Annotated in this window: 5 protein-coding genes; 3 read left to right on the top strand and 2 right to left on the bottom strand. The window is 68.4% G+C overall.

Annotated features, from left to right (window positions below; genetic code table 11):
* From WA965_RS07650 to WA965_RS07640, 3 genes are all read left to right on the top strand, one after another.
* On the top strand, positions 1-1,399 hold a 1,399-nt coding region (locus WA965_RS07650; RefSeq protein WP_526447308.1), incomplete at its 5' end, for a DNA polymerase Y family protein.
* Between the two features lie 48 nt (positions 1,400-1,447).
* A complete protein-coding gene (locus WA965_RS07645) occupies positions 1,448-1,894 on the top strand; it encodes a MarR family winged helix-turn-helix transcriptional regulator (protein ID WP_526302780.1) in 447 nt (148 codons plus the stop codon).
* Positions 1,895-1,899: 5 nt separating this feature from the next.
* The gene (locus WA965_RS07640) at positions 1,900-2,322 is read left to right on the top strand and encodes an organic hydroperoxide resistance protein (RefSeq protein WP_526302783.1); all 423 of its coding nucleotides are present in this window, start codon (positions 1,900-1,902) and stop codon (positions 2,320-2,322) included.
* Between the two features lie 2 nt (positions 2,323-2,324).
* On the opposite strand, the gene WA965_RS07635 is transcribed toward WA965_RS07640, so the two are convergent.
* Complete coding sequence (locus tag WA965_RS07635; RefSeq protein WP_526302781.1) at positions 2,325-3,356, bottom strand: nucleoside hydrolase; 1,032 nt, start codon at positions 3,354-3,356, stop codon at positions 2,325-2,327.
* Positions 3,353-4,534: SDR family oxidoreductase (locus WA965_RS07630; RefSeq protein WP_526447306.1), on the bottom strand; the 1,182-nt coding region annotated here is incomplete at its 5' end. The genes WA965_RS07635 and WA965_RS07630, both read right to left, overlap by 4 nt.

Genomic DNA, 4,534 nt, shown 5'->3' with positions numbered 1-4,534 from the left:
GGCCCGATGCCCGGAACTGCACGTCGTCACCGCCGATCCCGCGCGCGATGCCCGGCATTTCGAGCACGTCACGGCTGCGGTGGACGACCTGGTGCCGCGTGCGGAGGTGCTGCGCCCCGGCCTGCTGGTGCTGTCGGTGCGCGGTGCGTCCCGGTACTTCGGTTCCGAGCAGGCCGTCGCTGAACGGTTGGTCGACGCGGTGGCCGCGGCCGGCGCCGAATGTCAGGTCGGCATCGCCGATCAGTTGCCCACCGCCGTGTTCGCCGCACGGGCGGGCAGGATCGTCGATTCGGGTCAGGACGCGCTGTTCCTGTCGCCGATGTCGATCCGGCAGCTGGCCGCCGAACCCAGTCTGGCGCCTGTCACCCGTGAGGGTCTGGCGGATCTGCTGTGGCGCATGGGGATCCGCACGATCGGGCAGTTCGCCGAACTTCCCCGAAGCGATGTGGCGTCCCGGTTCGGGGCTGATGCCATCACCGCGCACCGCCTGGCCCGCGGGGAGCCTGCCCGTGGGCCGTCGGGGCGGGAGCCCGAATCCGAACTCGACGCGGTGATGGACTGTGATCCGCCGATCGACCGGGTGGACGCGGCGGCCTTCGCCGGGCGCTCGCTGGCCGGTGGGCTGCACCGCAGTCTCGAGGCTGCGGGAGTGGGATGCACCAGGCTGGCAATCCACGCTGTGACAGCCAACGGGCAAGAGCTGGAACGTGTCTGGCGATGCGCCGAGCCGCTGACCGAGGACGCCACCGCCGACCGGGTGCGCTGGCAACTCGACGGTTGGCTGAATCGGCGTAACGAGGGAGACCGGCCCGGCGCGCCGATCACGGTGCTGCGGTTGCGCCCGGTGGAGGTGGTGTCGGCGGAGGCCTTGCAGCTGCCGCTGTGGGGTGGGGTGGGGGAGGAGGACAGGCTGCGTGCTCGGCGGGCTCTTGTCCGGGTGCAGGGGCTGCTGGGTCCCGACGCGGTCAAGGTTCCGGTGCTCAGCGGGGGGCGTGGGCCGGCCGAACGAGTCACCCTGACTCCTCTCGGGGATGAGCTTGTGCCACAGTCAAATCCGGACCAGCCGTGGCCGGGACAGTTGCCCGAGCCGTCGCCGACGGTACTGCTCGACGATCCCGTCGAACTGTTCGACGCCGAGGGCAACGCGGTGCGGGTCACCTCACGGGGATTGTTCTCCGCAGATCCGTTCCGGCTGGATGCGCCCGGTCGCAAGGGTCGGCTGTCCTGGTGGGCCGGCCCCTGGCCGGTGGACGAACGCTGGTGGGACCCCACGCTGAAACGTGGCCGTACGGCCCGGGTGCAGGTGCTGCTCGGCAGTGACCGGGCGCAGGCGCCGGTGGAGGCGCTCCTGCTGTGTTATCGGCAGCGGCGGTGGTACCTCGAGGGGGTTTACGAGTGATGCCCAATTTGATTGCGCACAATTTGATTGCGGACTATAGTTCAGGCCATGACATCTCTGGGTCTCGACGACCATCTGTGCTTCGCGCTGTATTCGGCGTCGCGCGCGATGACTGCGGCCTACCGACCGCTCCTGGCGGAGTTGGGCCTCACCTATCCGCAGTATCTGGCGCTGCTGGTACTCCACGAAGAGGGCCGAGTCTCGGTCGGTCATCTCGGTGAGCGCCTGCAGTTGGACTCCGGGACCCTCTCGCCGCTGCTGAAACGCCTGGAGGCCGCCGGACTCGTCAGCCGGGAACGGCGCACCGACGACGAACGTCAGGTCGAGGTCACGCTGACCCCCGAGGGCCGCCGACTGCAACACAAAGCTCAGTGCATTCCCGAAAAACTCTTCCCGTTGACGGGCCTGACCGTCGAGCAGGCCGCAGATCTGCGTTCTGCGGTCACGACGCTCACCCACACGCTCGTCGATTCCAACCGAAAGGAAATCGCATGAAAACCATGAAAACCTTGTACACCGCAGAGGCGTTCGCCATCGGAGAAGGCCGTGACGGCCACGGCCGGACCTCGGACGGCACGCTCGACCTCGACCTCGCCATCCCGACGGAGATGGGCGGCAGCGGAAACGGCACCAACCCGGAGCAACTCTTCGCCGTCGGCTACGCCGCCTGCTATCACTCCGCGCTGCGGTTGGTCGGCCGGCAGGACGAGGTCGACGTCTCCGACTCTTCGGTGGGGGCCCGGGTCCTGTTGGGCCAGAAAGACGACGGCGGTTTCGGTCTGGCCGTCGAATTGGAGATCACCTTGCCGAACGTCGACCATGAGACGGCCCGGCAGGTGGCCGAGAAGGCCCACCAGGTCTGCCCCTACTCCAACGCGACCCGGGGCAACATCGACGTCACGCTGACCGTGACCGACGACTGAGGTCAGTCCAGTCGCCGGGCGAAGGCACCGACCCGGGTGATGAACCGGTCGAAGAACGCCGCAGGATCGACGTCGACACCGATGAGCGCGTTGGGCTCTCGGCCCCAGTGCCCACTCCAGTCGGCGATCGTCATGCCGCGGGTCAACGTGCCGGTCAACTCGACGTCGACCGCGGCCGCCCGGCACCGCACCAGTTCGGAGTCCAGCGCGACCGCCGCTGCCAGCGGGTCGTGCAGGTGGGCCAGGTAGCCCTCGCCCTGGTCGTGGTGGAACTCGAAGTAGAAGCGCATCGCGTCCTCGAGCACCCGGATCAGCGGATTGGACGCCGTCGACCCCGTGCCCCGCTCGTCGTGCACGCTCATCGGTGTCGACGGGGATCCGGCGGCAACGGCCAGCTTGCTCAGCAGCTCCGGGGTCATCGCGATGTTCTCGGTCACGTTGAGCCCCAACACGATCGGCAGATGATCTGGGCCAGCGTAATTCCATGCCGCGAACACCTCGGCCGTGGACTCCGGGTCGACGATGACATTCCATTCGGCAACCGGGGTGGTGTTTCCGCGGTAGTCGAACGCGCCGCCCATGATCACCAACCGCTTCAGTAGCCGGGGCAGTGTGGGGTCGGCGCGCAGCGCCAGCGCAAGGTTGGTCAGCGGACCGGTGGCGACTCCCACCAACTCGCCGGGGTGGGCATGGGCGGCCCGCACCCACGCTTCGGCGGCGTCGTACTCGGTGAGGTCGGTGGTCGGTGTCGGTAGCCGGGCGTAACCCAGACCGTGCGGTCCGTGGGTGTCCTCCGCCGTCCGCAGTGGCGTGCTGAGCGGATCCGGCGAGCCCATCGACACCGGCACACTGATCCCGCACAGCTCCAGAAGGGCCAAGTTGTTCTCACAAACCTGCTGCACGGGAACATTTCCCGCGGTGGAGGCGATGCCCACGAGATCGGCGTCGGTGCTGCCGAACAGATACGCCAGCGCCATCGCGTCGTCGACGCCGGTGTCGACGTCGAGGAACAGCGGCAGGCGCGCCCCGCTCACCAGTGCACGCCGGGAACCAACCGCACCGCCCTCTTGACGGTACGGGGGACTCGCAGCGACCGGACCGGCCGTGCCGGACGCCTGGGCCGTCGCACCGGGGAAGGCGACGGGTCGGTGACCGAAACGCCACGTGCCGCAGCCGAGTCGGGGTAGCCCAGGTACAGCTGATGCAGTACCCGGCGGGTCAGCCTGGGGGTGAAGTAGGACCCCAGGTCGGACAGCGTGCCGACCGGTGTGTCGATGCGCGCGGGCTTCTCCACGAGGCCGCGGACCACCATGGCGGCGGCGTGTTCGGGGGAGATCGGCGGCATCGGGTTGAGCCTACGTGACGGCGCGATCATCGGCGTCTTGACCAGCGGCATGTGGATCGTCGTGAACGTGATGTGATCCGACAGTGTCTCGCTGCCAACAACTTCGGCGAACGCGTCGAGTGCGGCCTTGCTGGGGATGTAGGCGCTGTACTTCGGGCTGCTGGCCTGAACCCCGGCGCTCGACACGTTGACCACGTGACCGAACTGCCGTTCGCGCCAGTGTGGTAACAGCGCCAGCACCATCCGGACCGGGCCGAAGTAGTTGACCGCCATCACACGTTCGTAGTCGTGGAGCCTGTCGGTGGATGCGACCACCGACCGCCGGATCGACCGTCCGGCATTGTTGACCAGGTAGTCGACGTGGCCGAAGCGCCCGAGAATGTCCTTGACGGTGTGCTCCACCGCCGCGGAATCGGTGACATCACAGGTGAACGCATGCGCGTCGCCGCCGGCGGCGCGGATCTCAGCGATCAGTCCGTCGAGGGCTTCGGCGTTGCGCGCCAGCGCGAACACCGTGGCACCGCGCGCGGCCACCGCGATCGCCGATGCCCGACCGATGCCGCTGGACGCGCCGGTGATGATCACGTGCTTACCGACCAGCGGACCCTCGGGGTCGTCCCGCCGGGCGCGCTGGGGATCGAGGTGCTCGACCCAGTAGCGCCACAACTGCGGGGCATAGGACGCGAACTCCGGAACGGCGATTCCGGTGCCCTGCAACGCTTCTTCGGTGCGTTCCGCGGTGAACGTCGGCGCGAGGTCGACGACGTCGAGAATCTCACCGGGAATGCCGAGTTGGGTGGCGGCCATGTTGCGCAGCACCTTGGCGCGGCCACTCACCTGCAGGAACGGCGCCGCGGCCGCCCGCGG

It is taken from the genome of Mycobacterium sp. (genome assembly GCF_049683935.1).
Classification (GTDB): Bacteria; Actinomycetota; Actinomycetes; order Mycobacteriales; family Mycobacteriaceae; genus Mycobacterium.
This window is presented reverse-complemented; position numbering and strand designations above follow the sequence as displayed.

Excerpts from the sequence above, each read along its gene's own strand:
- WA965_RS07645 (WP_526302780.1), top strand. The coding sequence starts at position 1,448 with ATGACATCTCTGGGTCTCGACGACCATCTGTGCTTCGCGCTGTATTCG.
- WA965_RS07640 (WP_526302783.1), top strand. The coding sequence starts at position 1,900 with ATGAAAACCTTGTACACCGCAGAGGCGTTCGCCATCGGAGAAGGCCGT.